Annotated in this window: 24 protein-coding genes and 1 pseudogene; 11 read left to right on the plus strand and 14 right to left on the minus strand. The window is 70.6% G+C overall.

The features are described 5' to 3' along the window. Positions 1 to 13: 13 nt before the first annotated feature. The 4 genes from ACLZN2_RS04830 to trhA form a co-directional block, all read right to left on the minus strand. Positions 14 to 739: a Mut7-C RNAse domain-containing protein gene (locus tag ACLZN2_RS04830; protein ID WP_416977093.1), complete on the minus strand. Its 726-nt coding sequence runs from the start codon at positions 737 to 739 to the stop codon at positions 14 to 16. 33 nt (positions 740 to 772) lie between these two features. Next, complete coding sequence (locus ACLZN2_RS04835; RefSeq protein WP_416977094.1) at positions 773 to 1,405, minus strand: TetR/AcrR family transcriptional regulator; 633 nt, start codon at positions 1,403 to 1,405, stop codon at positions 773 to 775. 5 nt (positions 1,406 to 1,410) lie between these two features. Then, on the minus strand, positions 1,411 to 3,021 hold the full coding sequence (locus ACLZN2_RS04840) for an MFS transporter (protein ID WP_416977095.1): 1,611 nt from the start codon (positions 3,019 to 3,021) through the stop codon (positions 1,411 to 1,413). A gap of 104 nt (positions 3,022 to 3,125) precedes the next feature. Further along, positions 3,126 to 3,839, minus strand: a complete 714-nt coding sequence (gene trhA / locus ACLZN2_RS04845; RefSeq protein ID WP_416977096.1) for a PAQR family membrane homeostasis protein TrhA — start codon at positions 3,837 to 3,839, stop codon at positions 3,126 to 3,128. A gap of 367 nt (positions 3,840 to 4,206) precedes the next feature. Here trhA and ACLZN2_RS04850 point away from each other — a divergent pair, with 367 nt between their 5' ends. After that, a complete protein-coding gene (locus ACLZN2_RS04850; protein WP_416977097.1) occupies positions 4,207 to 6,030 on the plus strand; it encodes a phosphoenolpyruvate carboxykinase (GTP) in 1,824 nt (607 codons plus the stop codon). A 247-nt stretch (positions 6,031 to 6,277) separates the two neighbouring features. Here the strand turns inward: ACLZN2_RS04850 and ACLZN2_RS04855 are convergent, their stop codons facing one another. Beyond that, positions 6,278 to 6,706 (minus strand): GtrA family protein, encoded by a 429-nt coding sequence (locus ACLZN2_RS04855; RefSeq protein ID WP_416977098.1) that lies wholly within the window; start codon positions 6,704 to 6,706, stop codon positions 6,278 to 6,280. Positions 6,707 to 6,800: 94 nt separating this feature from the next. Between ACLZN2_RS04855 and ACLZN2_RS04860 the strand changes: the two genes are divergently transcribed. Next, positions 6,801 to 7,892: a glycosyltransferase family 2 protein gene (locus tag ACLZN2_RS04860; RefSeq protein ID WP_416977099.1), complete on the plus strand. Its 1,092-nt coding sequence runs from the start codon at positions 6,801 to 6,803 to the stop codon at positions 7,890 to 7,892. Here the strand turns inward: ACLZN2_RS04860 and ACLZN2_RS04865 are convergent. The 4 genes from ACLZN2_RS04865 to ACLZN2_RS04880 all read right to left on the minus strand — a co-directional run bounded on the left by ACLZN2_RS04865 (position 7,873) and on the right by ACLZN2_RS04880 (position 11,692). Beyond that, positions 7,873 to 9,111, minus strand: coding sequence for a glycosyltransferase 87 family protein (locus tag ACLZN2_RS04865; RefSeq protein WP_416977100.1), 1,239 nt, complete (start codon positions 9,109 to 9,111; stop codon positions 7,873 to 7,875). The genes ACLZN2_RS04860 and ACLZN2_RS04865 overlap by 20 nt on opposite strands. Continuing rightward, positions 9,108 to 9,707 (minus strand): tetratricopeptide repeat protein, encoded by a 600-nt coding sequence (locus ACLZN2_RS04870; protein ID WP_416977101.1) that lies wholly within the window; start codon positions 9,705 to 9,707, stop codon positions 9,108 to 9,110. The genes ACLZN2_RS04865 and ACLZN2_RS04870 overlap by 4 nt, the downstream gene beginning before the upstream one ends. A gap of 234 nt (positions 9,708 to 9,941) precedes the next feature. Continuing rightward, the gene (locus tag ACLZN2_RS04875; RefSeq protein WP_416977102.1) at positions 9,942 to 10,367 is read right to left on the minus strand and encodes a hypothetical protein; all 426 of its coding nucleotides are present in this window, start codon (positions 10,365 to 10,367) and stop codon (positions 9,942 to 9,944) included. Between the two features lie 113 nt (positions 10,368 to 10,480). Further along, positions 10,481 to 11,692, minus strand: coding sequence for a pyridoxal phosphate-dependent aminotransferase (locus ACLZN2_RS04880; protein WP_416977103.1), 1,212 nt, complete (start codon positions 11,690 to 11,692; stop codon positions 10,481 to 10,483). A gap of 125 nt (positions 11,693 to 11,817) precedes the next feature. Between ACLZN2_RS04880 and ACLZN2_RS04885 the strand changes: the two genes are divergently transcribed. Next, positions 11,818 to 12,459, plus strand: coding sequence for a hypothetical protein (locus ACLZN2_RS04885; protein ID WP_416977104.1), 642 nt, complete (start codon positions 11,818 to 11,820; stop codon positions 12,457 to 12,459). A gap of 172 nt (positions 12,460 to 12,631) precedes the next feature. On the opposite strand, the gene ACLZN2_RS04890 is transcribed toward ACLZN2_RS04885, so the two are convergent. Then, positions 12,632 to 13,576, minus strand: a complete 945-nt coding sequence (locus ACLZN2_RS04890) for an alpha/beta hydrolase family protein (RefSeq protein WP_416977105.1) — start codon at positions 13,574 to 13,576, stop codon at positions 12,632 to 12,634. 201 nt (positions 13,577 to 13,777) lie between these two features. On the opposite strand from ACLZN2_RS04890, the gene ACLZN2_RS04895 reads away from it, so the two are divergent. Then, a complete protein-coding gene (locus ACLZN2_RS04895) occupies positions 13,778 to 14,674 on the plus strand; it encodes a S1 family peptidase (protein WP_416977106.1) in 897 nt (298 codons plus the stop codon). A gap of 96 nt (positions 14,675 to 14,770) precedes the next feature. Here the strand turns inward: ACLZN2_RS04895 and ACLZN2_RS04900 are convergent, their stop codons facing one another. Continuing rightward, positions 14,771 to 16,381, minus strand: a complete 1,611-nt coding sequence (locus ACLZN2_RS04900) for an N-acyl-D-amino-acid deacylase family protein (protein WP_416977107.1) — start codon at positions 16,379 to 16,381, stop codon at positions 14,771 to 14,773. Positions 16,382 to 16,418: 37 nt separating this feature from the next. Continuing rightward, the gene (locus ACLZN2_RS04905) at positions 16,419 to 17,696 is read right to left on the minus strand and encodes an amino acid deaminase (RefSeq protein ID WP_416977108.1); all 1,278 of its coding nucleotides are present in this window, start codon (positions 17,694 to 17,696) and stop codon (positions 16,419 to 16,421) included. Between the two features lie 327 nt (positions 17,697 to 18,023). On the opposite strand from ACLZN2_RS04905, the gene ACLZN2_RS04910 reads away from it, so the two are divergent. From ACLZN2_RS04910 to ACLZN2_RS04925, 4 genes are all read left to right on the plus strand, one after another. Next, complete coding sequence (locus ACLZN2_RS04910) at positions 18,024 to 18,197, plus strand: RRXRR domain-containing protein (protein ID WP_416977109.1); 174 nt, start codon at positions 18,024 to 18,026, stop codon at positions 18,195 to 18,197. Positions 18,198 to 18,217: 20 nt separating this feature from the next. Continuing rightward, entirely contained in the window at positions 18,218 to 18,511 is a 294-nt protein-coding gene (locus tag ACLZN2_RS04915; RefSeq protein WP_416977250.1) for a hypothetical protein, read from the plus strand. Positions 18,512 to 18,928: 417 nt separating this feature from the next. Continuing rightward, the gene (locus tag ACLZN2_RS04920; RefSeq protein WP_416977110.1) at positions 18,929 to 19,690 is read left to right on the plus strand and encodes an IclR family transcriptional regulator; all 762 of its coding nucleotides are present in this window, start codon (positions 18,929 to 18,931) and stop codon (positions 19,688 to 19,690) included. Then, positions 19,687 to 20,091 (plus strand): RidA family protein, encoded by a 405-nt coding sequence (locus ACLZN2_RS04925; protein WP_416977111.1) that lies wholly within the window; start codon positions 19,687 to 19,689, stop codon positions 20,089 to 20,091. Before ACLZN2_RS04920 ends, ACLZN2_RS04925 begins: the two co-directional genes overlap by 4 nt. Here ACLZN2_RS04925 and ACLZN2_RS04930 read toward each other — a convergent pair. Beyond that, a pseudogene (locus ACLZN2_RS04930) lies at positions 20,031 to 20,855 on the minus strand (RNA-guided endonuclease InsQ/TnpB family protein); the annotation flags it as partial. The gene ACLZN2_RS04925 and the pseudogene ACLZN2_RS04930 sit on opposite strands and share 61 nt — an antisense overlap. Before the next feature lie 243 nt (positions 20,856 to 21,098). Here ACLZN2_RS04930 and ACLZN2_RS04935 point away from each other — a divergent pair. Next, the gene (locus tag ACLZN2_RS04935; RefSeq protein ID WP_416977112.1) at positions 21,099 to 21,608 is read left to right on the plus strand and encodes a hypothetical protein; all 510 of its coding nucleotides are present in this window, start codon (positions 21,099 to 21,101) and stop codon (positions 21,606 to 21,608) included. An 18-nt stretch (positions 21,609 to 21,626) separates the two neighbouring features. Here the strand turns inward: ACLZN2_RS04935 and ACLZN2_RS04940 are convergent, their stop codons facing one another. Continuing rightward, a complete protein-coding gene (locus ACLZN2_RS04940) occupies positions 21,627 to 22,997 on the minus strand; it encodes a M14 family metallopeptidase (protein WP_416977113.1) in 1,371 nt (456 codons plus the stop codon). A gap of 270 nt (positions 22,998 to 23,267) precedes the next feature. Here ACLZN2_RS04940 and ACLZN2_RS04945 point away from each other — a divergent pair, with 270 nt between their 5' ends. Next, positions 23,268 to 25,718, plus strand: a complete 2,451-nt coding sequence (locus tag ACLZN2_RS04945; RefSeq protein WP_416977114.1) for an ATP-binding protein — start codon at positions 23,268 to 23,270, stop codon at positions 25,716 to 25,718. 70 nt (positions 25,719 to 25,788) lie between these two features. Beyond that, positions 25,789 to 26,715, plus strand: a complete 927-nt coding sequence (locus ACLZN2_RS04950; protein ID WP_416977115.1) for an anti-sigma factor RsbA family regulatory protein — start codon at positions 25,789 to 25,791, stop codon at positions 26,713 to 26,715. Positions 26,716 to 26,722: the final 7 nt, after the last annotated feature.

Here is a 26,722-nt window from a genome sequence, read left to right on the forward strand (position 1 = left end):
TCGCCCGACCTGCTCAGCCCGCGAACTCCGTCAGGGCGCGTTCCACGATGGCCTCCAGCTGTTCGTGGTGCGCGCCCTTCCAGTAGGCGCGGCCGCAGGAACGGCACTGGGCGAAGACGTCGTAGGAGCGGTGGGTGCCGTGTTCGAGCTGGTCGGCGACCTCGTCCTTGGTGGCCTCGCGGAGCAGCCCGTTGCAGGCGGTGCAGCGGGTCCAGGGGGCGAGGGCGGGACGGAAGCGGTCGAGGACGTCACGGAGTTGGTCGTCCGGGCGGGTGCTGTAGACGTAGGCGCCCGCCCAGAGCTCGCGGCGGCGCAGCAGGCCCCGGTCGCGGCTGAGCATGACCCGCCGCTCGGCGGCCGAGCGGGCGGCGAGGGCCGGGTCGCCGATGTCGGTGGACTCGTAGGCGGTGTCCACGCCGAGCAGGCGCAGCCGGCGGGCGAGGGTGCCGAGGTGGACGTCGAGGAGGAAGCGCAGGGGCGCGCCGGGGACCTGCTGGGGGCGGGCGACGGGGCGGACCGTCACCCGCTCGCCGTGCGCCGGGACGTGGGAGGCCGGGACCTCGTGGCCGTCGACCACGAGGGCGCCGACCTCCGGCAGCGGGACGCCGAGGGACTCGACGACATGGCCGAGGGTGGAGACGCCGTCGACGGCGAGCGGGTGGGCGCCGGTCCGGCGGGCGTGCGGGACGAACAGGGCCAGTTCGGGGGCCACTTCGACGTGGATCTCGGGACCGTTCACCCGGTCAGGATGTCACGGACGAGGGCTGTGGCCTCAGGAGTTTTTCGGGGTGAGGCCGTGTTCCATGACGGTCAGGGCCTGGTCCACGAGGCTGCGCAGGTCGTCCTCGCAGCCGTGCTCGCCCCAGTACATGTTGACCTCCATCAGGCCGCCGATCAGGGACATCGAGTAGACGCGCAGCTCGAGGCCGTCCGGGTCGAGGCCGAAGTGCTCGGCCATGGCGCCGCGCAGCATCCGCGCGGTCTCCGCCGTGCTCTCGTAGATCCGGGAGCGGACGGCGGGCACCGTGATCGCGAGGTGTGCCCGCATCCGGACCGTCTCCGGGTCCTCCGCCATCAGCGCGTCGATGGCCGTGTGCAGGATGTGCCGCATCGAGTCCATCCACGACTCGTCGGCGGGCCGGGAGCGCAACTCCTCGACCATCAGCGGGTCGTACTCGTCCGAGAGGACGATGTCCTCCTTGGTGGGGAAGTACCGGAAGACGGTCGACGGCGACACCTCGGCCCGCTCGGCGATCTGTTCGACCGTCGTGGCGTCGTACCCCTGCTCCTTGACCAGCGCGTACGTCGCGGCGCGGATCGCCTCGCGGGTCTTGATCTTCTTGCGCTCACGAAGACCCAGCTGGGGGCGGTCGGCAGGGGAGAAGGAGGAGCGTGCGGCCGTCATGTCGCTCATTGTCGGGCATCGTCCGCGGCGGCGACCATCTCGGGGGCGGCGCTGTCCGTCTGCCGGGCGGGTGTTGCCCTCGGCAGGAAGGCCGCCGCCAGCAGCGCGGAGACCAGGGCGGCGACACCACAGACCAGCAGGACGACGCTCATGCCGTGGGCGTACGCACTGCTCGCGGAGGCGGCGAGGTGGGCGGTGTGGGTCTGCTCGGCGATCAGGTGCGCGGCGACCACGGAGTCACCGGCGGTGTCGGCGGCCTGCGCGGGCAGTCCCGTGACGTCGAGCCGGTCACGGAAGACGCCGGCGAGCAGGCTGCCCAGCAGGGCGATGCCGATCGCGGCACCGACCTGGCGCAGCGTCATCAGCAGCCCCGAGCCGCTGCCGGCCCGGTCGCGGGGCAGGGTGCCGAGGGCGCCGTCCATCGCGGGCACGACGGAGAAGCCGAACCCGAGGCCGGCGATCGAGAGCCACAGGGCGGTGAAGCCGTAGCCGGAGTCGACCGTCGTACGGCTGCCGAGCAGCGCGGCGAAGGCCAGCACCACCAGACCGGCGCTCACCGTGGCACGCGGGCCGAACCGCGCGACGACCGGCTGGGCGCCCCGTGCGGCCACCATCAGACCGCCCATCATCGGCAGGAGGCGCAGACCGGTGCCGAAGGCGTCATGACCGAGGACGGCCTGGAGGTACGGGGGCAGGACGAACAGCAGGCCCGACAGGACGAACATCACCAGGGTCGCGGCGAGCGTGTTGAACAGGAAGCCGCGCTGTGCCAGCAGCGTCATGTCGAGCATGGGCCGGGCGGCCCGCCGCTCGCGGAGCACCAGCGCGGTGAGCAGCACCGCCGCCGCGGCGAACATCGCGAGTACCAGCGCGTCGCCCCAGCCGCGCGTGGGCGCCTCGATGATCGCGTAGATGAGCGCGCCGAGGCCGGTGGCGGTGAGCGCGGTGGACAGGATGTCGACCCGGGGGGAGGCGGGGATGGGGGTCCCCCCGCTCGAACGTAGTTGAGAGTGGGGGAGGGTCTCGGGGAGCAGGAAGACGCAGGCGGCGATGCCGATCGCGGCCATCGGCACGTTGACCAGGAAGACCGAGCCCCACCAGAAGTGGTCCAGGAGCCAGCCGCCGATGATCGGGCCGAGCGGCAGGCCGAGCGCGGAGGCGGCGGAGATGACGCCGACGGCCTTGGTGCGCTCGTCGGGGCCGAAGAGCGAGGGCAGGACGGAGAGCGCGAGCGGGGTGACCAGCGCGGCGCCGACGCCCATGAACGCCCGGGCCGCGATCACCCAGTTCACGTCACCGGCCAGCGCGCCCACCACCGAACCGGCGAGGAAGATCCCGAGCCCGGTGATCAGCATTCGGCGCCGCCCGAAGCGGTCGCCGAGGAGGCCGGCGGGGAGCATCAGCGCGGCGAAGACGACGACGTACGCGTCCGCCATCCACTGCTGTTCGCCGGTGGTGGCGGCCAGGTCCCGGGCCATCGTCGGGAGCGCCACGTTGAGGATCGTCATGTCGAAGCCGAGCGTGAGCATGCTCGCGACCAGGGCCGCGAGGGCCCACCAGCGGCGGGGGTCGCGCCCCGCCTGGGAGTTCGTGACAGAGTTTGTGACAGGAGCCATGAAACGAGAGTAACTCTCAAAACATGGTGAGTGTCAATTTCCCGGGGGCATGAAAATGGGCCACGGCTCGGAAGCCGTGGCCCTGAGAAGGCTGAAAAGTGACGCTACGCGTGCTGGTAGGCCACCAGCGAGATGCCGACGTAGTGGACGACGAACGCGGCGAGCGTGAAGGAGTGGAAGACCTCGTGGAAGCCGAAATACCGAGGTGAGGGGTTGGGCCGCTTGATGCCGTAGATCACGCCGCCCGCGCTGTACAGGAGCCCGCCGACGACGACCAGGACCAGGACCGCGATACCGCCGCTGCGCATGAAGTCCGGCAGGAAGAAGACGGCCGCCCAGCCCATCGCGATGTAGCAAGGGGTGTACAGCCAGCGCGGGGCGCCGACCCAGAAGACCCGGAAGGCGATGCCCGCGAGCGCCGCGCCCCAGATGCCCCACAGCAGCCACTGGCCCTTGGCCTCCGGCAGGAGCAGCAGGGTCAGCGGGGTGTAGGTGCCCGCGATGATCAGGAAGATGTTGGCGTGGTCGAGGCGGCGCAGGATGCCGTCCATGCGCGCGTTCCAGTTGCCCCGGTGGTAGAGCGCGCTCACGCCGAACAGCAGGCAGGCGGTGAGCGCGTAGATCCCGCAGGCGATCCGGCCCCGGGCGGAGTCCGCGAGGGCGGTGAGGACCAGGCCCGCGACGAGCGCGGCCGGGAACATGCCGAGATGGAGCCAGCCGCGGAGCTTGGGCTTGATCTCGTGCGGCAGGTGGAGCGCGAGCGGACCGCGGCCGTCGGCCGGCGTGTCCGTGGGCGCGTCGGGGACGGGCGCAGTCATGGGCCGCATCGTACCTACGGAACCGTAAGTTACGGATCAGTCCCGCGGGTTCAGGGGTGAAGAGTGGCCATCATCTCACGGTGGCGCACCGGGAGTCCTGACGGGTTCACTCCAAAGGATCTCCTGCTGAACGTCAAGTAGACGCGTTGAACGTCAAGCGGACGCAAAGAGACGCGAGGAAACGCGGCTGTGCGTGGCGATGCTCACGCCGCTCACCTGTGACGCCGTCTGGACAGATGGGCGCGAGCGTCGGATGATCAGATGAGTGCGGTCGGCACCGGATGAGCGCTGAAGATCCAGTCGGCAAGCATCCGGGCCGCAGCCCCCACGGGGCCTCCAACAAAAAACCCCTCATCTAGGAGCGATCGTGGCGCGCGACATCGCGGCTCCCAGCGTCATCCCCACCCACCACCAGGAACTGATCTCGTGGGTCAACGAGATCGCCGAACTGACACAGCCGGACAGCGTGGTCTGGTGTGACGGATCCGAGGCCGAGTACGAGCGCCTGTGCGGGGAGCTCGTCGAGAAGGGCACCTTCCGGAAACTCGACCCGATCAAGCGCCCCAACTCCTACTACGCCGCTTCCGACCCGACCGATGTCGCGCGGGTCGAGGACCGGACGTTCATCTGCTCCGAGAAGGAGGAGGACGCCGGCCCGACGAACCACTGGAAGGCCCCCGCCGAGATGCGGGAGATCTTCTCCGGCGAGAAGGGCGTCTTCCGCGGCTCCATGCGCGGCCGGACCATGTACGTCGTCCCGTTCTGCATGGGCCCGCTCGGCTCGGACCTCTCCGCGATCGGCGTCGAGATCACCGACTCCGCCTATGTCGCGGTCTCCATGCGCACCATGACCCGGATGGGACAGCCCGTCCTGGACGAACTCGGCTCCGACGGGTTCTTCGTCAAGGCCGTCCACACCCTCGGCGCCCCCCTGGAGGAGGGCCAGGCGGACGTTCCGTGGCCGTGCAACGCCACCAAGTACATCTCGCACTTCCCCGAGAGCCGCGAGATCTGGTCCTACGGCTCCGGCTACGGCGGCAACGCCCTGCTCGGCAAGAAGTGCTACGCCCTGCGCATCGCGTCGGTGATGGCGCGCGACGAGGGCTGGCTGGCCGAGCACATGCTCATCCTGAAGCTGACCCCGCCGACTGGCGGGTCCCGGTACGTCGCCGCCGCGTTCCCGTCCGCCTGCGGAAAGACCAACCTCTCCATGCTCGACCCGACCATCTCCGGCTGGACCGTGGAGACGATCGGTGACGACATCGCCTGGATGCGGTTCGGCGAGGACGGCCGCCTCTACGCGATCAACCCCGAGGCGGGTTTCTTCGGCGTCGCACCCGGCACCGGTGAGCACACCAACGCCAACGCGATCAAGACCCTGTGGGGCAACTCGGTCTTCACCAACGTGGCGGTGACGGACGACGGGGACGTGTGGTGGGAGGGCCTCACCGAGGAGACGCCGGCGCACCTGACCGACTGGAAGGGCCGCGACTGGACGCCGGAGTCGGCCGAGCCCGCCGCCCACCCCAACTCCCGCTTCACGGTCCCCGCCTCCCAGTGCCCGATCATCGCGCCCGAGTGGGAGGACCCCAAGGGTGTGCCGATCTCGGCGATCCTCTTCGGCGGGCGCCGCGCCAGCGCCGTACCGCTGGTGACCGAGTCCCTCAGCTGGAACCACGGTGTCTTCCTGGGGGCGAACGTCGCCTCCGAGAAGACCGCCGCCGCCGAGGGCAAGGTCGGCGAGCTGCGCCGCGACCCGTTCGCCATGCTGCCGTTCTGCGGCTACAACATGGGCGACTACATGGGTCACTGGGTCGATGTCGCCAAGGACAAGGACCAGGCGAAGCTCCCGAAGATCTACTACGTCAACTGGTTCCGCAAGAACGACGAGGGCAAGTTCGTCTGGCCCGGCTTCGGTGAGAACAGCCGCGTCCTGAAGTGGATCGTCGAGCGCCTCGACGGCCGCGCCGAGGGCGTCGAGACCCCGATCGGCATCCTGCCGACCAAGGACGCCCTGGACACCGACGGCCTCGAACTGGCCGACGACGACCTCGACTTCCTCCTCACGGTCGACAAGGAGATCTGGCGCGAGGAGGCCGCCCTGGTCCCCGAGCACCTCAACACCTTCGGAGACCACACCCCGAAGGAGCTGTGGGACGAGTACCACGCCCTGGTGCGGCGCCTGGGCTGACGCCCTCCACACACGCCGCGGCCGGCTGCCGATCGAGCCCTGACCAGCAATATCGTCACGGCCGGCCGCGGTGACAGCACCACCGGACCGGCGAGGTTCCCCACAACGGCGTGGGGAGCCCTGGGCCTGTCGTCACACCCCGTACGCATCGACGGGGAGGTGGCGACAGGCCTTCGCCATTTCCAGACAGACGCCCTTCAGGCGGCTTCGGGCGGCTTCGGGCGGGTTCAGACGGCTTCGGACGGGTTCAGACGGCCTTCGCGAACACCCACCACCGCAGCAGCGTGAAGCGCAGTATCGTCGCGGTCCCGTTGGCCACGATCAGCGCGGCGAGCTCCACCCGCGGCGCGTCCGACACCGTCCGGTGCACCAGGGCGAGGGCGCCGCTGCTGAGCGCGAGCCCGGCGAGGAAGGCCACCAGCCCCTGGAGCTGGTGCCGGGCGACCCCCTCCTTGCCGCGGACCCGGAAGGTGAACCGGCGGTTGGCGGCGGTGTTCGCCACCGCGGTGGTGAAGAGCGCGATCAGATTGGCGAGCTGTGCGTCGAGCACCGGCCGCAGCGCGGTGAACAGTCCGAGATGGGCCAGCGTGGACAGCACACCGATGACGGCGAACACGGGAAGCTGCCGGGCGACCCCTGCGGTGCGGGGTGCGTGTGTCTGGACGCGTTGAACCATCCCAGCATTGTACGGTAAGTAAGCAAATATTACCGTAAGTGAGTAATTCGGGCGTTCCGTGTGCCCGGTAGCTCCCGGATGGGCTGGGATCCGCATGTCATCAGTCGAACTGTCGGTCGTCATCCCGATGTTCAACGAGGAAGAGGCACTTCCGGCCCTGGCGGAGCGGCTGCGGCCGGTGCTGGACGGGACGGGGGAGACGTACGAGGTCGTCGCCGTCGATGACGGTTCCATGGACGGGACGGTCGGTCAACTCACCCGGCTGCGGGCCGACTGGCCCCAGCTGCGGGTGGTGCGGCTGCGCCGCAACAGCGGACACCAGGCGGCCCTGACCGCCGGACTGCACCACTCCCGCGGCCGCTACACCGCGAGCCTCGACGCCGACCTCCAGGATCCCCCGGAGAAGATCCCCGAGATGCTCGCCCTGGCCCGCACCCGGCACCTCGACATCGTCTACGGCGTGCGCGGCAACCGCTCCAGCGACACCGGCTTCAAACGCCGTACCGCGGGCGCCTACTACTGGCTCATGCGCCGTGTGGTCGGCAGCCATGTCTCGGCCCAGGCGGGCGACTTCCGGCTGCTGTCGCGCGACGCCCTCGACGCGCTGAGGGCCCTGCCCGACCAGCCGCAGGTGTACCGGCTGCTCATGCCCTGGTTCGGCTTCCCCAGCGGGGAGATCACCTACCGCCGGGACCCCCGTGTCGCCGGCCGCACCAAGTACCCCCTGCGCAAGATGGTCCTGCTCGCGGTCGACAGCGTCATCGGCTTCTCCGTCGCCCCGCTGCGGCTGGCCATCTGGCTCGGAGTGCTGGCCTTCGGCATCTGCCTCGGCATGCTCGCGTACACCCTGGCCGTGTACGCCGCCGGCGACACCACCCGCGGCTGGACCTCCCTGATCATCGCGGTGCTGTTCGTCGGCTCCGTCCAGCTGATCTGCCTGGGCGTCGTCGGCGAGTACATCGGCCGCATCTACACCGCCACCCAGCGGCGGCCGACCTACTACGTCGCCGACGACACCGGCGCCGCGGCCGCCCCCGGGGCGGCCGTCACGTCCGGGCCGGCTAGGGCCTGTCCGGCGGATCATGCCGGAGACGTGGGGTCTGGCACGCCCACCTGCGCGGATCAGACGCCGCGGCTTTCCTCCGGCCTGATCCGCCGGACAGACCCTAGGCCGCGGTCGGGCTGACGAGCGGCGGGCCGGCCGGGGCGGGCGCGCCGGGCGCGCCGCGCAGCTCGCGGACGGTCGTCCGGAGCAGGGCCACCACCGCCAGCAGCATCAGCGCACCGTGCGCGGCCATGGACAGATACGGAGCCAGGGTCGCGTTGATGACCACCAGATAGCTGCCGAACGAGGCGAGCTGTACCAGCACCGGTACGTACCAGAGCTGCCGGGGCAGGACGAACGCGGCCACCACCGTGAGCACGTCCGCGAGATAGAAGTACCGCTCGTGCATCGAGGGCAGCAGGAACGGCACCACGATTGAGGAGCAGGCGGCCAGCAGCACGATCCGGGCGTCCGTGAGCGGGGACGCACCGGCGTCGCCGGGGTCCGCCGCGCCGGGTCGGCCGCGCCGCAGGGACCACACCGTGAGCCCGATCAGGACCGCCACCACGGCCCCGGCGACCAGCACACCCGCCGTGCGGACGGGACGGGTGTCCCCGGGCACCGAGACGAACTCGTAGACGGACGGCGCGTGCATGGACAGGAACTGGTACGTCTCCGTCTGCCGGGCGTAGACCGTCAGCAGCCGCCACGGGTCCGCGCCGAGCAGCAGCGCCGGCACGTCGAGGGCGAGGTACACGCCGGGAACCGCGAGCAGACTCCGCCACGGCACCCGCCCCAGCAGCACCAGGACCAGCAGGAACGGGAAGAGGAACACGGCCTGGAACTTGAACGCCAGCGCGATCCCGAAGAAGCCGCACGCCCACCACGGCCGCCGGCGCAGCACCTCGTGGACCCCACCGACCAGGAAGACCGCGTAGACCCCGTCGCACTGTCCCCACCAGCCGCTGTTGGTGACGACGGTGGGCAGCAGCAGCACCACGCCGGCCGCGCCGAAGGCCGCCCAGGAGGATCCGGGCCGCAGCCGGGCCACGATCCGGAAGGTGTAGTACGCCAGCGCCAGGTCGCACAGGATCGAGATCCACTTGATGCCGGCCAGCGCCGACACCGGCAGATAGGTCAGCCCGGCCAGCAGATACAGGTAGGGGACGTTGTAGTCCGAGAAGCCGGGGTCGGCGAGGGCGGCGAACCCGCCGTGGCTCTCGAGGTGCCGGTACCAGGGGTCGAGGAAGGTGACGTAGTCACCCGACCTGTCGGGCAGCAGGAAGACCCGCGCCGCGAGGGCCGTGGTCACCAGGGTGTACACGGCCAGCGCCCGCAGGGTCCGGTCGGTCGTCGTCATCGGGGGCTCCCTGCCGGGTTCGACGCGGGTGAGGGGCGCAGGGAATCCCGGAAGGATTCCGGCACCTGGGAAAGGAGCGCGGGGTCGGCGGCCACGGCGCTGCGGAATTCCTCGGCAGCCTCACGCCTGCGGTTCTTACGCACCCAGAGATCCCCGAGGCGCAGATGGGCCGTGGCCGCCGGGGGGTCGGCGCCGATGGCGCGTTCCAGAAGTCCCATCGCGCGGTCGGGATCGCTCGACTCCAGCAGAAGCGCCTCGTTGTAGAGGGCCGAGGAGAATACCGGGTCGATCTTCAGGGCTTTTTCGTACGCCGTGCGGGCCTCGGCGGTCCGGCCGTCCTGGTGCGCGATGACGCCCAGGTTGTACCAGGCGGCCTTGTTCTGCGGGTCCAGGGCCAGGGCCACGCCGTAGAGCCGGGAAGCGCCCTGGGGATCGCCGTTCTGCTGCAACGCGATTCCCGCCTGGAGAACGGCGTCGGCACTCGGGGGGGTCTTTCGCGCCGAGGGCCGGGCCTCGGATTCCGAGACGGCGGCGGAATACGCGACGACCGACCACGACATCAGTCCGGTGGCAACTGCAGCCGCACCGGAGAGCACTACCAACAATTGCCTGTGTTTCACCGCATCGACGTTACGAGGCGGCTCTCACGGCACGGGTATACGCAGGCCCTCGGGGAACGCAGTCCACCCGAATGCACGCGGAAAGAAAGCGGAATGGAAGCGGGATGGAAGCGGAAAGAAAGAGGAGAACATGCGGAAAAATATGGCGCCCGGTCCGCGCGTCGCTGCGGGTGCACGCGGACCGGGGCCGTAGGGGGACCCCGTCAGGGGTCAGCCGGCGGTGCTCAGCTCCTGCTGCTCCGCCAGCGCGGCGGCATGGGCTTCCATGCGCTCCGCCGCCAGGATCGCCGCCTTGGTGTCCGCGCGGGACGCGGCGACGACCAGGGCGCGTCCCGCGAGGGAGTGCGCCCGCTGGTGCAGGGCCGTGAGACGGGACTCGCGGCCGGCGGAGATCGCCGCGCGGGCCGGCGTCCGTCCTTCCCGCAGCCGGGCCACCTGCTGGGCGAGCCGGGCGGCCGCGCTGTCGAGGTCGGCGGACGGCGTGGGCCCGCGCAGCTCGTCGGTGACGGCGAGCAGGGCCGAGAGATGGCCGGCGAGCTGGATGTCCAGCTCCTCCTCGCGGGAGCGGTGCGGGAAGTCGGAGGGGGCGCCGGCCCTCGTGCTGTGGACCGACTTGGTGCGGATCGGCTCGTACATGAGGATGGCCTCCTGAGCTCTGACAGGAAGCCATCCTAGCTTAGATTTCGTCTAAAGTTGAGCCGTTCACAAAACAGGGCCACGGCCTCCACAGAGGGTGAGCCCGGTCGGGGTCAGGGCTGGCTGTAGCCGTCCAGGAAGCGCGAGATCCGGCCCATCGCGTCCCGCAGATCGGTCGCCGTCGGCAGGGTCACCACCCGGAAGTGGTCCGGCTCCGGCCAGTTGAAGCCGGTGCCCTGGACGACCATGATCTTCTCCTGGCGCAGCAGGTCCAGGACCATCTGCCGGTCGTCCTTGATCTTGAAGACGGTCGGGTCCAGGCGCGGGAAGAGGTACAGCGCGCCCTTCGGCCGTACGCACGTCACACCCGGGATCTGCGTCAGCAGCTCGTACGCCGTGTCCATCTGCTCCTTGAGTCGCCCGCCCGGCAGCACCAGGTCGTCGATGGACTGCCGTCCGCTGAGCGCGGCCACCACGCCGTGCTGGCCCGGCATGTTCGCGCACAGCCGCATGTTCGCCAGGATCGTCAGGCCCTCGATGTAGGAGTCGGCGTGGGCGCGCGGGCCCGAGATCGACATCCAGCCGACCCGGTAGCCGGCCACCCGGTAGGCCTTCGACATCCCGTTGAACGTGAGCGTCAGCAGATCCGGGGCCACGGCGGCGGTCGCCGTGTGGGTGGCGCCGTCGTAAAGGATCTTGTCGTAGATCTCGTCGGAGCAGACGAGCAGGTTGTGGCGCCGGGCGATGTCGGTCAGCCCCCGGATCATCGCCTCGTCGTACACCGCCCCCGTCGGGTTGTTGGGGTTGATGATGACAATCGCCTTGGTGCGGTCGGTGACCTTGCGTTCGACGTCCGCGAGGTCGGGCATCCAGTCCGACTGCTCGTCGCAGCGGTAGTGCACGGCCGTACCGCCGGACAGGGACACGGCGGCGGTCCACAGCGGATAGTCGGGCGAGGGCACGAGCACCTCGTCCCCGTCGTCCAGGAGCCCCTGCATCGCCATCACGATCAGCTCGGAGACGCCGTTGCCGATGAAGACGTGCTCGACGTCCGTCTCTATGCCGAGGGTCTGGTTGTGCATGACGACCGCGCGGCGCGCGGCGAGCAGGCCCTTGGCGTCGCCGTAGCCGTGCGCCGTGGAGACGTTGCGGAGGATGTCCTCCAGGATCTCCGGCGGGGCCTCGAAGCCGAAGGCGGCCGGGTTGCCGGTGTTGAGCTTGAGGATGCGGTGCCCTGCCGCTTCCAGGCGCATCGCCTCCTCGAGAACCGGGCCCCGGATCTCGTAACAGACGTTGGCGAGCTTGGTCGACTGGATCACCTGCATGTCAGGGAGCTTACGGCCCGGTAGCGCCCCGTGGGGCGTGTTTTCCACCACGGGAGACGGGTGTTTTGGTCTGTTATCGCCGGTGACTGTCCCACGGGCCGCACCGGTATCTACAATGCGCGGCCATGTCCAGGCCAGGCGAGAGTGACGCACCCCAGGTGCGGCCGATCGTGTACCACCCGAATGCCGAGACCGACCCGTCGTCGTATGAGCAGTACGCCGATCCGGCGGCCGCGCACGGGTGGCAGAACGCGTACGACGAGACCCAGCAGCTGCCCCGCGTCCCCGCCGCCGGGCCACCCCCCTTCGAGGGGGAGCCGGCGGCGGGCGGCCGTGCGGACCGCCGCCGCGCCGCGCGCCGCACGGGCGGCGGCCGCTCGCGCCGGGTCGCGGCCGCTGCGGGGGCGGTGGGCGCGGTGTCGCTGGCCGCGCTGGTGGCGGGCATGTCCTTCTCCTCGGGCTCCCCGGCGGACGGCGGGCAGGACAAGCGCGGCGACACCCGCTCGGCGACCGACGACACGGTGAGCCCCTCGGGATCCCCGGGCGGTACGCCCTCGTCGGCGGGCCCGTCCACGCCGTCGGGTGCGAGCCCGGGGCCGTCCTCCGGCTCTACGGCGTCCAGGACGCCGTCGGCCGTCTCGTCGGCCGGGGACCCGAGCGCCGTGACCACGACCACCGCGCCCTCCGTGACCACCGCACCGTCCTCAAGTGCGCCCAGCAGCGAGCGGAACCCCGGCCGGGGTAACGGGAAGGGCAAGTCCCACTAGGGGTTGGGCGGGGGTGGGCGGGGGTGGGCGGGGCTGGGCTGGGCGGGGGTGGGGTTCGCTTGCCCACGCTTGTGGGGTGCCGCTGCGCCCACCCGTGCCGCCTGGGGGTACCTCCCAGGCCCTTAAGGCACTGGGGGAGGCACGAATGCCCGCAGTGACGGGGGGCTTTCGGCTACTTGGAGTCGACCCGGCCGAGCGGGTTCGGGGTGGACGTCAGTGCGTTGCAGGCCGTCTGCCAGGCGGGGTTCTCGGGGTACAGCTCGGTGCGGAGGTAGGCGCAGGTGAGCTGCTGGATCACGGACACCCGCTCGGGGCTCTCGTCGGTGGTCTCGGCGACGTCGTAGCCGGAGACGCCGCCGAGACCGTGCTCCCCGCCGAACAGGGTGAGCAGGGACTTGCGGCCGGGGGAGAGGACGTACGGGTCGGCGTGCCAGACCGGGCCCGTGACCGTCAGATGGGCGGAGTCGTCCTTGTCGCCGGCGACCACGAGGGTGGGCGTCGTCATCTTCGAGAAGTCGGTGGTCAGGAAGAAGGGCCAGTTCTCCGCCACGAACGGGGTGAGGGCGTCGCCGCCCCGGCCGACCGAGGCCAGCAGCACGCCCGCCTTGATCCGGGGCTCGGTCAGGTCCACCTCTGTCCCGTCGTCGGGGTCGGTGAGGCGGGCGCCCAGCAGCAGGCTCGCGGTGTGCCCGCCCATCGAGTGCCCGGCCACGGCGACCCTGTCCCGGTCCAGGCGCCCCGCGAGCTGCGGTACGGCGGCCTCGATGTCGTCGAGCCGGTCGAGGATCAGGCTCATGTCCTCGGCCCGCGAACGCCAGAACATGGGCGCCCCGGGGGTGTCGGGGTCCAGGGTCAGGCTGCGGGAGCTCAGGTGGGTGGGCTGGATCACCGCGAAGCCGTGCGCCGCCCAGAAGTTGGCGAGCGGGGCGTAGCCGTTCAGCGAGGAGAGGTGGTTCGAGTAGCCCTGGCCGTGCGACAGGAGGACGACCGGCAGATCGTCCCCGGTCAGGGGTGCCGAGATCCGCAGCTGCAGATCCACGGGCCGGTCCGGGGCGGACAGGGTCACCGGGCTGACCGAGAGGACGGGGGTGGGCGAGGGGTGGGTCGATGTGCTCATGGTGCGATGCCTCCAGAAACGGAACGCTGTCCCGTTTAATATACGGAACCGTGTTCCGTTTCCGCAAAGTGCTGGATCGCGCCAACCTCCGTCCGGAAACAGCCGCTTGCCCCTCCGTGCATCCGTACTAAGAATGCACATGACAAAACAGCGGGCGGCCGGAAGATCTCCGGTCGCCTCGTCGTAAGAGGGGACCCCCACATGAGAAAGCCTCTCGTCGCCGCGCTCACCGTCCTGGCCCTCGCCGGGATCGGAGCGGCACCGGCTGTCGCGGCACCCGCGGCCAAGGCGGACACCAAGGCGACCGCGGCCGTTCGGACCGCGGCCGTTCAGACGGACACCAAGGCCGCCGCACCCACGCTGCAGGCCGTCACCCTCGCCGGGACCGTCGCGCTCAGCAACTGTTCCGGATCGGTCATCCGCTTCCCGAACTCCCTGGACACCGACCCGGCGCTGGTGCTCAGCAACGGCCACTGCCTGACGTCCGGCTTCCTGGACCCGGGCGAGGTCCTCACCAACCAGACCTCCACCCGGACCTTCGGGCTGCTCAACTCCTCCGGCACCCGGGTCGCGACCCTGCGCGCCAGCAAGCTCGCCTACGCGACGATGACCGACACGGACGTCTCGATCTACCAGCTGACCAGCACGTACGCGACGATCAAGAACTCGTACGGGATCTCCGCGCTGACCGTGCAGGACACCCACCCGACCGCCGGCACCGCCATCACCGTGGCCTCCGGCTACTGGAAGACGCTCTACAACTGCAGCATCGACGGGTTCGCGTACCGCCTCAAGGAGGGCGACTGGACCTGGAAGGACTCCGTCCGCTACACCTCGGCCTGCCAGACCATCGGCGGCACCTCCGGCTCGCCGGTGATCGACCAGTCCACCGGCAAGGTCGTCGCCGTCAACAACACGGGCAACGAGGACGGCGAGAGCTGCACGGTGAACAACCCCTGCGAGGTCAGTGAGAGCGGCACGGTCACCGTCCGGCAGGGCATCAACTACGCGCAGGAGATCTACCAGATTCCGGCGTGCTTCACGACGGGCAACCAGCTCAACCTGAGTGCGAGCGCGTGCGTGCTTCCTAAGCCGTAGCGGCGCCGTTTTCGTCCGCGGGTGCGTGGGGGCTGGTCGCGCACCCGCGGCGGAGCCGCATATCGATACAGCCCCGCGCCCCTGAAAGCAGGTGGGTTACAGCGGCGTACGTCGTATGGCTCGGCCTGCCAATGCATCCGTGCGGCGGCCGTTCTCGATTGCGAAGCGGCCGTCGATCAGGACGTGTGGGATGCCTGTGGGCAGGGTGCGGGGGGTGGTGTACGTCGAGCCCGCCGACACCGTCGCCGGGTCGAACAGGACCAGGTCGGCGCGGTAGCCCTCGCGGACCAGGCCCCGGTCGGGCAGGCGGAGGCGGGCTGCCGGGCGGCCGGTCAGATGGGCCACGCACTCCTCCAGGGAGAGGACGCCCAACTCCCGTACGTAGTGGCCGAGGTAGTGCGGGAACGTGCCGTAGGCGCGCGGGTGGGGCTTGGCGCCGTGGAGGATGCCGTCCGAGCCGCCGGTGTGGACGCGGTGCCGCATGATGGTCCGGACGTTCTCCTCGTGGCCCACGTGCTGGAGGATCGCCGGACCGAGATCGTCGTCGAGCAGCAGCCGGCGGGCCGTCGTCCAGGGGGTCTCGCCGCGCAGGGACGACGACTCCAGGACCGTACGGCCGACGAAGTCGCCCAGCGCCGGGTCGGTCACCCCGGAGATCTCGATGGTGTCCCAGTCCACCGGCACCCCGTGGCAGCCGTCCGCGCCGGTCACCTCCAGGTCGTGGCGGATCCGCTCGGCGGTCCCGTCGTCCGCGAGGCGGCGCAGGATCTCCCGTGGGCCGCCCTCGCCCGCCCAGCTCGGCAGCAGGGCCGCGAGCGTGGTGGATCCAGGTGTGTAGGGATAGGTGTCGAGCGTGATGTCGGCTCCCGCGTCGAGCGCCTTGTCGAGGAGGGCCAGCAGCTCCGGGGCCCGCCCCCGGTTCACCCCGAAGTTCATGGTGGCGTGGGCCAGATGAAGGGCGCAGCCGGCCTCCCCGGCCAGCTCCACCATCTCCGCGTACGCCTCCAGCGCGCCCGCCCCGTAACTGCGGTGGTGGGGGCAGTAGTAGCCGCCGTAGCGGGCCACCACCCGGCACAGTTCGGTCAGTTCGGGGTTCTCGGCGTACATCCCGGGCGTGTACGTCAGCCCGGACGACAGGCCGACCGCGCCCTGTTCCAGGCCCTCCGCCACCAGTTGCCGCATCCGGTCCAGCTCGCGCGGGGTGGCCGGGCGGTCCTCCCAGCCGACGGCGAGGGCGCGGACCGTGCCCTGCGGGACCAGGTAGGCCGCGTTGACCGCGATGCCCCGGTCCAGGCGGTCCAGGTACTCGCCCACCGACCGCCAGTCGAAGTCGACGTCGTCGCCGGTGCCGTTCCAGCCGGCGATGGCCCGGCGGACCTCGCCCAGGGTGCGGTCGTCGACCGGGGCGTACGACAGCCCGTCCTGGCCCAGGACTTCGAGCGTCACCCCCTGCGCGGCCTTGGCGCTGTGGTCGGGGTCGCGCAGCAGGGCGAGGTCGCTGTGCGCGTGCATGTCGATGAAGCCGGGGGAGAGGACCAGCCCCTCCGCGTCCAGCTCCCGTACCGCCCTGGGCCGCTGACAGCCCGCCGCCGCGGCTTCCCGGACGATCGAGACGATCCTGCCGTCGTCGACCACCACGTCCGCGCGGTAGGAGTCCGCGCCGCTGCCGTCGACGACGTCCGCGTCCCGGATGACGAGGTCTTCCATGCCCGGCCTCCGCTCGGAAGTTCGCTCAGAAGTCCACTCAGAAGAACGTACGGATGTACTCGACGACCGTGCCGTCCGCCTGCGCGACCGGGATCAGCGGCCACTTGTCGAAGGACGTGCACGGGTGGGACAGACCGAGCCCGACCCAGTCGCCGACCTCGACGTCCGCCTCCTCGGTCGTGCGCAGCCAGGCGTGCTGGTCGGACAGGGCGGTGACCGAGACCCCGGTGGCCGGGCGTTCCACACCCTCCCGGCGGATCACCTGGGCGAACGGCAGGTCCAGGTCGTAGGCGGCGTCCCGCTTGCCCGCGTTGACGAACGCCTGCGAGGGGGAGGGCCGGGAGACGACCTGCGTCCACAGCCGGAAGGCGGGCTCCAGGGCACCCTCCTCCGGCACCCGGTTGAAGGGGGTCAGCCGGCGGTAGTGCCCGTCGTCGTGCGAGACGTACGCGCCGGAGCGCAGCAGCTTGAGCACGGGGGAGGACAGCGGCGGGATCTCACCGAACACCTCGGCGACCGCGTCGAACCAGGCGCTCCCGCCCGCGCTCACGACGATCTCCTCCACCCCGGCGAACCGCCCCGCCTTGTCGAAGTCGACGGCGAGCGCCACCAGCCGCCGCAGCCAGGCCCGCACCCGCTCGCCGTCGGCCTGCGGGACCTCGCCCTCGTACCCCGCGACCCCGACGAGCCTGAGGGTCGGCGCGGCGGCCACCGCGTCCGCGACCGCCGCGCACTCCGCCTCCGTACGGACCCCGGTCCGGGCGCCCTCCCCGGCGGCCAGCTCCACGACGACGTCCAGCGGGCGGGCGGCCCCGGTCAGGGCGGCGTCCATCAGCTCGACCCCGCGCACGGAGTCGACGTAACAGACGAGACGGAACTCCGGGTCGGCGTCGAGCTGTCCGGAGATCCAGCGCAGGGCCGCCGGGTCCACGACCTCGTTCGCGAGGAACACCCGCCCGATGCCGTACGCCCGCGCCACCCGGACCTGGTGCGGGACGGCGAGGGTGATGCCCCAGGCGCCGTACTCGATCTGCCGCTGGAAGAGCTGGGGCGCCATGGTCGTCTTGCCGTGCGGGGCGAACGCGAGCCCGTGACGGGTCGCGTACGTCTCCATCAGGCGCAGGTTGTGTTCCAGGCGCTCGGCGGAGAGGGCCAGCACCGGGGTCGTGAAGCCGCCGGTGAAGAGGTTGCGGCGCTGGGCGGTCAGACGGGCGACGGTGAGGCCGTCGGCGTCCGGCGGGAGACCTTTGAAGCGGTGGTCGACGCGTTCGTCAGCCAGGGCGGCGAGTGCTTGGGAAGTGCTTCTGATTGTCATACAGACCTTTCCGTAAGGAGCGTTGCGTATTTTGCAGTTTCTGATGCAGTCTGCGCACCGCACTGCATAGTATTTGGTGCAGGAGATACGCACCCCGTCACTCGCTTTTTGATGACTACGTTGCCCGTGGGTGAGCAGACCCACCCCGGCGTGCTTCCTCAGCGTCGGGCTCTGGAATCCGTGGGAGCAGACAACCCCGGGAGCAGGGACGAAACGACTCACGGACTTCCGGCCGCGCGACGGCCGGACGCCGGCGGGGGACATGGGCGAGGGGAGATCAACTCCGGCAGCACCCGCCGGAGGGGACGTCACGCCCAAACCACGGCCATGGTCGTGGGGAGGGCAGAGACCGGGAGTGGTAACACTCCAGCTGCAGGTGATCCCCGTGTCTTCGTTCTCGACAGGCAAGGGAAGGCGTTGATGCCGTGCCATCCGGCGCGTGCAAGGGAACTGCTACGCAAGGGGCGAGCGGTGGCGGGACACCATCCTGGGCGCCGGTGAGTGAGGTCCACGTGGAACGCGTGGCGTTCGATATTCACGCCCTCAGTGAGGGCCGGGACCTGTCCGGAGTGGAATACCAGCACGGCACGCTGCATGGAATGGAGATCCGTGAGTACCTCTTGGCGAAATGGAAGCGATCCTGTGCGTATTGCGGAGCGACCGGGGTGCGGCTGAACATCGACCACATCCAGCCGCGTCCGCCGGCGGCTTGTCGACGCGTTGGCAGGACTTGGAGTGCCCGTGTGCCCCAGCTCCGGCGGCCGCACCAGTTGGAACCGCACCGCAATGGGGCTGGCCAAGACCCGTACCCTTGATGCCCTGGCCGTCGGAGTCCTCGATCACGAGAAGGGGGACGTGATCGTCCGGTATCCGGCCAAGGTGACAGTGATCGGTGCGAGCGGGCGGGGTTCCTACGCGTGGACACGCCCCGACCGCCATGGATTTCCCCGCCTATGTCTGACCCGCACGAAGGTCCACCACGGGTACCGGACCGGTGACCTCGTCCGTGCCACAGTCCCGAAGGGGAAACGGGCCGGTACGTACACGGGCCGGGTGGCGGTGCGTGCCAGCGGAAGTTTCAACATCACGACCGCTGAGGGCACGATTCAAGGTGTTCACCACAGCCACGTTCGACTACTCCAACGTGCTGACGGCTACGCCTACACGATGAAAGAGGAGGAAGGCGCCTCCCGCTCCGAGTCGAAGACAGGAGCGCGCGCCCCAGATAACCCATGAGCCAGAGTGTCGACCGCGCGCTGTCCATCCTGCCGTTGCTCGCGCAGGGCCCCGCAGGCCTCAGGGAGGTCGCCGACCACCTTGGCGTCCACAAGACAACGGCCTTGCGTCTTCTGCGTACCCTGCACGAGCACGGCATGGTGTACCGCCAGGCCGACCAGCGCTACCGCCTTGGCGCCCGCCTCTTCGCCCTAGCCCAGGAGGCGATGGAGAACCTCGACATCCGCGAGATCGCCCACCCCCACCTCGTACGCCTCAACGAACAGTGCGGACACACCGTGCACCTCGCCGTGTACGAGGAGGGCGAGGTCCTCTACATCGACAAGGTGGAGAGCCGCAACCCGGTGCGGATGTACTCGCGGATCGGCAAGCCCGTGGCCATCACGGTCGCCGCCGTCGCCAAACTGCTCCTCGCCGACCTGCCCGAGGCCGAGCGGCGCGCGGTCGCCGAAAAGCTCGACTACCCGATGTACACGGCCCGTTCCACCCCCAACGCCCCCGCTTTCCTACGCGAGTTGGAGAAGGTACGGGAACAGGGCTGGGCCACCGACCTCGGCGGTCACGAGGAGTCCATCAACTGCGTCGCCGCCCCCATCCGCGGCGCGGACGGCCGGGTGGTCGCCGCGATGTCGGTCTCGGCGCCGAACGTCGTCGTCACCGCCGACGAACTCCTCACCCTCCGCCCGCTGGTGCGCCGTACGGCGGACGCGATCAGCGGCGAGTACTCCGGCAGAACGCCAGTAAAGGACCCCGTATGACGGACAAGATCGCGCTCACCCCGAAGACCCACACCACCCCGCCCGCGAGGTTCTCCCACGGCGTGCGCAAGGGCAACATCCTCCAGGTCGCCGGCCAGGTCGGCTTCCTGCCCGCCGAGGAGGGCAGGGCCCCCACCCCCGCCGGCCCCACCCTGCGCGAGCAGACCCTCCAGACCCTGGCCAACGTCAAGTCCGTTCTGGAGGAGGGCGGGGCGCGCTGGGAGGACGTGATGATGATCCGCGTCTACCTGACGGACGTGAACCACTTCGCGGAGATGAACGAGATCTACAACGAGTACTTCGCGGATCTCACCGAGGCACCCGCCGCCCGCACCACCGTCTACGTCGGTCTGCCCGCCGGCCTGCTCATCGAGATCGACGCGCTGGCCGTACTCGGCTGACGCTTCCCCTCAACCCCCGCACTCCCCGTACACCGTACGGCGGTACTCCGTTGTAGGTCTCCGTTGACGTGCTCCCTGGGACAAAGTCCAGGGATTCCGGCCTGGGCGTCCGGCCCTTCCGAAGGCTTCCTGCTTCAACGCGCTGTGCCGGGACTTTCGTCCTGGTCTTACCGGCGCTCCACGAGGCGTTTGGTGTCTCCGCCCGCCCGGCGGCGACGATACGGCGTCCTTCGAAGAGGACGTTGCGGCTTGCGTTGTGGTCGCGGCCGTGCAGGGCCGCCTTGTACTCCAGCATGCCGACGAACGCGGACCATCCCGCGTCGTGCACGGACTTGGCGAGCCGGGTGCGCACGAGGCCGGACACCGCGAGGTCTTCCACATACACCGCTTGGTCGTCGCGAATGATCTGTGTGGATGCCTTGTGGTGGAAGTCCCGGCGCCGGTCGGCCACCTTGGCGTGCTGGCGTGCGACCTTGATGCGGGCCTTGGCCCGGTTCTTCGATCCCTTGGCCTTGCGGGACAGCCCCTGCTGAAGACGCTTGAGCTTCTTCTCTGCGCGGCGCAGGAAGCGGGGGCTCCTTGGTGACGGTCAGGGACGTGGGTGGGGCCGGAAGCCGGCGGGACCACTTGACCTTGAGGATGCCGACCTTGGCCACGTACACCGTGCCGTCGTCCTGCAGCAAGAAGGCGTCGGTGTTGAGGCGGATCGACTGCCGGGTGTCCTTCTTCGACTTGTACCGGGGCGGTCCGGCTTTCCGGCCCTGCTAGTTGTAGCGGACCTGCACGCCCAAGACCTTACGCATGATTGGCCTCGTGAATGACCAGAACGATCAAGGACTGGGCATACCGGTTGTCTGGCGATGCGTGTGCACTTGGTCGCCACAAGAGCTGGTCCAACAGCTTCAGAGGCGTTCATCCCCGGCAGGAACGCCGGAGCCTTCTACATCCCGGTAACGAAACAGGGGCTGGCTGTGTCCGGCACAGGATCTTCGACCATACTTCGCGCTGTGGAGCAGCAGCGGATAGGTTCGAGCAGCAAGCCCCTGGAGGGCGCCGGATTCGACCCGGCGTTCATCCCCGGGCTCTCGTCGCCCCTGAAGGCGGAGCCGGAGGACGCGAAGCCGGCCGAGGAGGTCGAGGAGTCCGAGGAGACGGCGGAGACGGCCGAGGTCGAGGAGACCCCGGCCGCCGAGGCCGAGAAGGAGGCCCCCACCGAGGAGGAGGCCTCCGACGGCCCCGTCTTCGAGGCCTCCGACCGCCGGGCGCGGATCACCGCCGACGCCCAGGGCGTCCGGCTCCGCCTCGACGAGGAGGCGTGTGAGTTCCGCTGGGACGAGATCGGCGCCATCGAGACGGAGTCCCCGCGCTTCGGCAAGCGGTTCACCATCACGGTCCACACGCCTGACCGCCGCTGGTACCCGATAGAGATCGAGGCGACGGCCAGGTCCCGCTTCAAGGAGTGGGAGGACCAGCTGGACGAGGTCCTGGACGCCTACTTCGAGGAAGAGGACGCCTAGTCCAGGTCAGGGGCGCACCTAGCTGCAGTACTGGGCGGCCTTCCCAATGGACCGGTACATACAGTCCGCGTTCTCCAGCAACTGCAGAACCGCGTCCCGGTTCCGGGAGGTCTCCCGCTCGATCACCTCGTCGGGCGGGTAGAACCCACCCCCGGAGCTGGACGTCGGATACATCTCGAACGTGTACGAGAAGATCTTGTGCACGCCCCAGAGATAGTCGTCGATCGTCCCGTCGGTGATGTACAGGTCGCTCGACTGCTCCGCGGTGTAGCCGTTGCTGGCCGCCATCTTCTGCCCCACGGCCTTGAACGCGGCGTTGTCGTCGGCCGTCATCCCGGTCGCCGTGTCCGAGTACGTGTACCCGAACGGCCACAGCACCAGCTCGCTGTAGGTGTGGAAGTCGATCCCGGCGGTGATCTGCTGCTTGCCGCCGACGACCCGGCTGCGTACGAAGTCGGAGACGACCTTCACCTCGGGCGCGGACTCGGCCGCCGTACCCCGGTAGGTCTCGGATGACGTGGAGCCCGAGGAGCCGCCGCAGCAGCCGAACTTGTAGTTCCAGTTCCGGTTGAGGTCCGTACCGACGTACGAGGAACCGGAGTTGGGCTGCCGGTTCTTGCGCCAGGAGCGGTAGGAGCCGGTGGCGATGTCGTACTCGCCGCCGTCCGGGTTGAGGTCGGGGACGATCCAGATCTCGCGCCCGTTCACCATGTTCGTCACCCGGGAGTCGGTGCCGTAGCTCGCGCCCAGCTCGCGGAGCAGATACAGCGCCATCTCCACCGTGAGGTGCTCACGGGCGTGCTGGTGGTGGGTGAACAGCACCTCCGGCTCGGCCTCGTCGGTGCCGACGTTGTCGCTGATCTTGATGGCGACGATGTCCCGGCCGCTGTACGACTTGCCGATGACCTGCTTGCTCATGATGCTCGGGTAGGCCGCGATCCGCTGGTCGATCTCCGCGGTCATCTCGGCGTAGTTGTGGTACTTGGCGTCCGCCGTCGGGAAGTCGAAGAGGCGCACCTCGCTCTCGGCGAGACGGTTGGGCGCGGAGCCCACCGGGGTGACCTCGTACCCCTTGGCGCGGAGCTTGCTGATCTGGTCGGCGCGGCCGGAGACGACGACCGTCTCCTCGTCGGCCTCGTCGACGCTCACCCCGGCCTGGGCGATCGCGGTGCGGGTGACGGGGGTGTTGTGGTCGACGTGGATCTCGTACTGGCGGATGTCGTCGGAGGAGGCGGTCGCCTTCGGGGCGCTGTCGGCGGAGGCGGGGCCGGCCGTCGCCGAGAGGGGGGCCGCGAGGGCGAGGGCCAGCAGGGTGGCGAGGGCAGCGGTCCGTTTCCCGCTGCGGGCGCGGGTGGCGCCGGCGCCTTGGCCGCGGATGCGAAGTCGCATGAACTCTCCTTGTGGGGAGTGGTCGTGGGGGGTCGTGCTGTGCGCTTGCTGTGTGCGGCGGTGCGGTGCCGCTCATGGTCCGGGGTTGGCATGGTCAGGTCAACAAGCGACAAAGAGCCGCTTGGCCTGAATCATGCGGAAAGGGACGGGCTGATCGGCGGCGCAGTGTACGCGTGGGCGTGTCGCGGCGGTCGGACCTCGCCGAAGTGCACCCGTGGGGGTGAGGCCGAGGTGCATATATGTACAAGCCGGGGAAGCCTGAGGGTCCGCATGAACGCACCCCCAGAGGACTGGCCGATCATGGGCGGATCAGCGCCGCGCCGGGACTGTCACCTGCCGGTGGAGACGACCAGCTTCGTCGACCGGCGGAGCGAACTGGCCGAAGGGCGCGAACTTTTGGCCAGGGCGAGGCTGGTCACCCTGACGGGCCCCGGCGGTGTGGGCAAGACCCGCCTCGCCGCCCGGATCGCGGCCCGCGTCGAGCGCGCCTTCCCCGACGGCGTCCGCTTCGTCCACCTCTCCGGACTCCGCGACCCGGCCCTCGTCCCGCTGGCCGTGGCCGACGCGCTCGGCCTGCACGACTACTCCGAACGCCCGGCACTGGAATCACTCGTGGAGCGGGTACGCGAGCGCCGACTGCTCCTCGTCGTCGACAACTGCGAGCACCTGGCGACCTCCTGCGCCGCCCTCGCCGGCGCCCTGTTGCACGGCACGACCGGCATCCGCCTCCTCGCCACCAGCCGCCACCGCCTCGGACTCACCGAGGAACACCTCATGGAGGTACGGCCGCTGCCCGTCCCCGACCCCGACGGCGACCTCACCGCCGCCGACGGCTACCCCGCCCTCGCCCTCTTCGCCGACCGCGCCGCGGCCGTCGTCCCCGGCTTCCGCCTCACCGCCGCGAACCGCGCCGCCGTCGCCCGCCTCTGCCGTCGCCTCGACGGACTGCCCCTCGCCATCGAACTGGCCGCCGTCCGGATGCGCGTCCTCGACGTCCACCAGCTCCTCGCCCGCCTCGACGACCGCTACCGCCTCCTCACCGGCGGCAGCCCCGCCGTACTGCCCCGTCACCAGACCCTGCGGGCCGCCGTCGACTGGAGCCACGAACTGTGCGACGAGCGGGAGCAGTCGGTGTGGGCGCGGTTGTCGGTGCTGGCGGGAAGCTTCGACCTGGAGGCCGCGGAAGCGGTGTGTGCGGGCCCGGGGGGCTCCGTCCCCCGGGCCCTCCTCGTCGGCCCTGAACGGCCCTCGTCCTCGAGCTCCCCCAGAGGGGGGACCCCCGGACGGGCTGGTTTCACCGACGTCCTCGAGGTCGTCGCCGGACTTGTCGACAAGTCCGTGCTGTGCCGGGAAGTCGGCCCCGACGGCGGGCTGCGCTACCGGCTGCTCGACACCCTGCGGACTTACGGGCAGGAGCGGCTGCGCGAGATGCCGGGGGAGGAGCGCGCCGCCCGCATCCGGCACCGGGACTGGGCGCAGCGGCTGGCAGCGACCTGCGAGCGGGAGTGGTTCGGGCCCGGGCAGCCCGGGATCGTCGCCCGGTTACGCGCAGACCGGGACAACATCCGCGCCGCCCTGGACTTCAGCCTCACCACCCCCGGCGAGGCTCACGCCGGGCTCCGGCTGGCCGGCACCCTGTGGTTCGCCTGGCATGCCTGCGGAGCCCCCCGCGAAGGCCGCTACTGGCTCGACCGCGCCCTCGACGCCAACCCCGAACCCACCCCCGAACGGGCTCGCGCCCTGTGGGCGACGGGTCTCCTCGCCGGCTGCCCCGAGGACCTCACCCGGGGCCGCCGCCGCGCCGAGGAGGCCCGCGCCCTCGCCCAGCGCCTCGGCGACCAGGCCGAGGCTGCGCACGCCGACTACACCATCGGCGTCATCCGCCTGTTCAGCGACGACATCCCCGGCGCCCTCACCCACTTCCGCGCCGCCGTCGCCCGCGGCCGCGCACCCGGCCAGCACCTCAGCCTCCTCGGCCTGGACCACGTCGAACTCGCCTGCTCCCTCGCCTTCCTGGGCCGGGCCGACGAGGCCATCGAGGTGTGCGAGCAGATCCGCCGGCTCTGCGCGGAGCACGGCGAGCAGTGGGTGCTGTCGTACGGCGAACGCATCGTCGCCCTCGCCCACACCGTGAAGGGCGACTGGGAACGGGCGGAGGGCCACGCACGTGAGGCGCTGCGGCTCAAGCTCGCGGTCCACGACGTCGTCGGCATCGGCCTCACCCTCGATCTGCTGGCCCGGATCGCCGCCGACCGCGGCGCCCACGACCGCGCGGCCCTCCTGCTCGGCGGCGCCGACCGCGCCTGGACCGACGTGGACCGCGACCGCTGGGGCTCCGCCTGTCTCAACGCCACCCGCCGCGCCGCCGAGGACCGCGTCCGCGAGGCGATCGGGCCCGCCGCCTACCGCCGCGCATACGACCGCGGCACCGCGCTCACCCTGCCCGAACTCGCCGCCCATGTCCTCGACGACGAGGGGGACGACACCGGGTTCCCCCGCCCCGACGGACACTCCGAGGAGCCGCCCGCCCCCATCGTCCGCCTCACCCGCCGTGAGGCCCAGGTCGCCGAACTCGTCGCCGAGGGACTCGCCAACCAGCAGATCGCCGACCGCCTGGTGATCGCCCGCCGCACCGCCGAAGGACATGTCGAACGCATCCTCAGCAAGCTCGGCTTCAGCAACCGCAGCCAGATCGCCGCCTGGGTGACGGCCCAGCGCTGATCCTCCTCCTCCCCTCCCGCCGCACCCCACCCCACCGCACCCCGACACCCCACCGACCCACGAGGAACCCATGACCGCTCCGTCCTCGCCCTCCCCCTCCCCATCGCCCGCACCCGGCACCTTCGACCACCGCATGACCGTCTTCGGCACCGAGGAGGGCTTCCTCGGTGACGCCCTCCCCTTCCTCGCCGAAGGGCTCGCCGCCCCCGACGAGCCCCCGCCGATGGCGATCCTCGCCCCCGAACGGCTGGACCTCCTGCGCGACGCCCTCGGCTCCGACGCCCGCCACATCGGCCTCCTCCCGCACACCGACTGGTACACCGGCTCCGCCGCCAACGCCGTCGCCCGGGCCGCCGTCCACCTCGCCGGACACGGCGGCCCCGGCGGCCGTATGCACCTCCTCATGGAACCGGTGTGGAACGGCAGGGCCGGCCGCTCCCCGCGCGAGAGCGCCGAGTGGATCCGCTACGAGGCCCTCGCCAACCTCCTCTTCGCGCCCTCGGCGACCACCGCGATGTGCGTCTACGACACCCGTACCGCGGGCGCGGTCCTCATCGAGGCGGCCCGCCGCGCCCACCCCGACACGGACGTGTACGAGGACCCGGTCCGTATCGCCGCCGAACTGGACGCCGTACCCCTGCCGCCGACCCCGTCCGACGCGCGGCGGCTCACCGAACCGGCGCCCGAGGCGGTGCGCGCCTGGGCCGCCGGGCGCGGCCTTGCCGCCGCCGACGCGGAGGCGTTCGCCACGGCCGTCATGGAGGCCGCCGGCCTGGGCCGGGTCACCGGCGCGGTGCTGTGGGGCGAGGCGCCCGGCTGCGTCTGCGAACTCTCCCTCGCCGAACGGATCGACGACCCGCTCGTCGGCTTCGTCCCGCCCCCGGCCGCCGAGCCGGCACCCGGTCAGGGGCTCTGGTACGCCCGCCAGGTGTGCGCGTACGTCGACGTCCGGGACGCCGGCGGCGGGGGTACGGCCGTACGGTTGCAGTACGCGTGAGCCCACC

This window comes from Streptomyces sp. T028, from assembly GCF_048159505.1.
Lineage (GTDB): Bacteria > Actinomycetota > Actinomycetes > Streptomycetales > Streptomycetaceae > Streptomyces.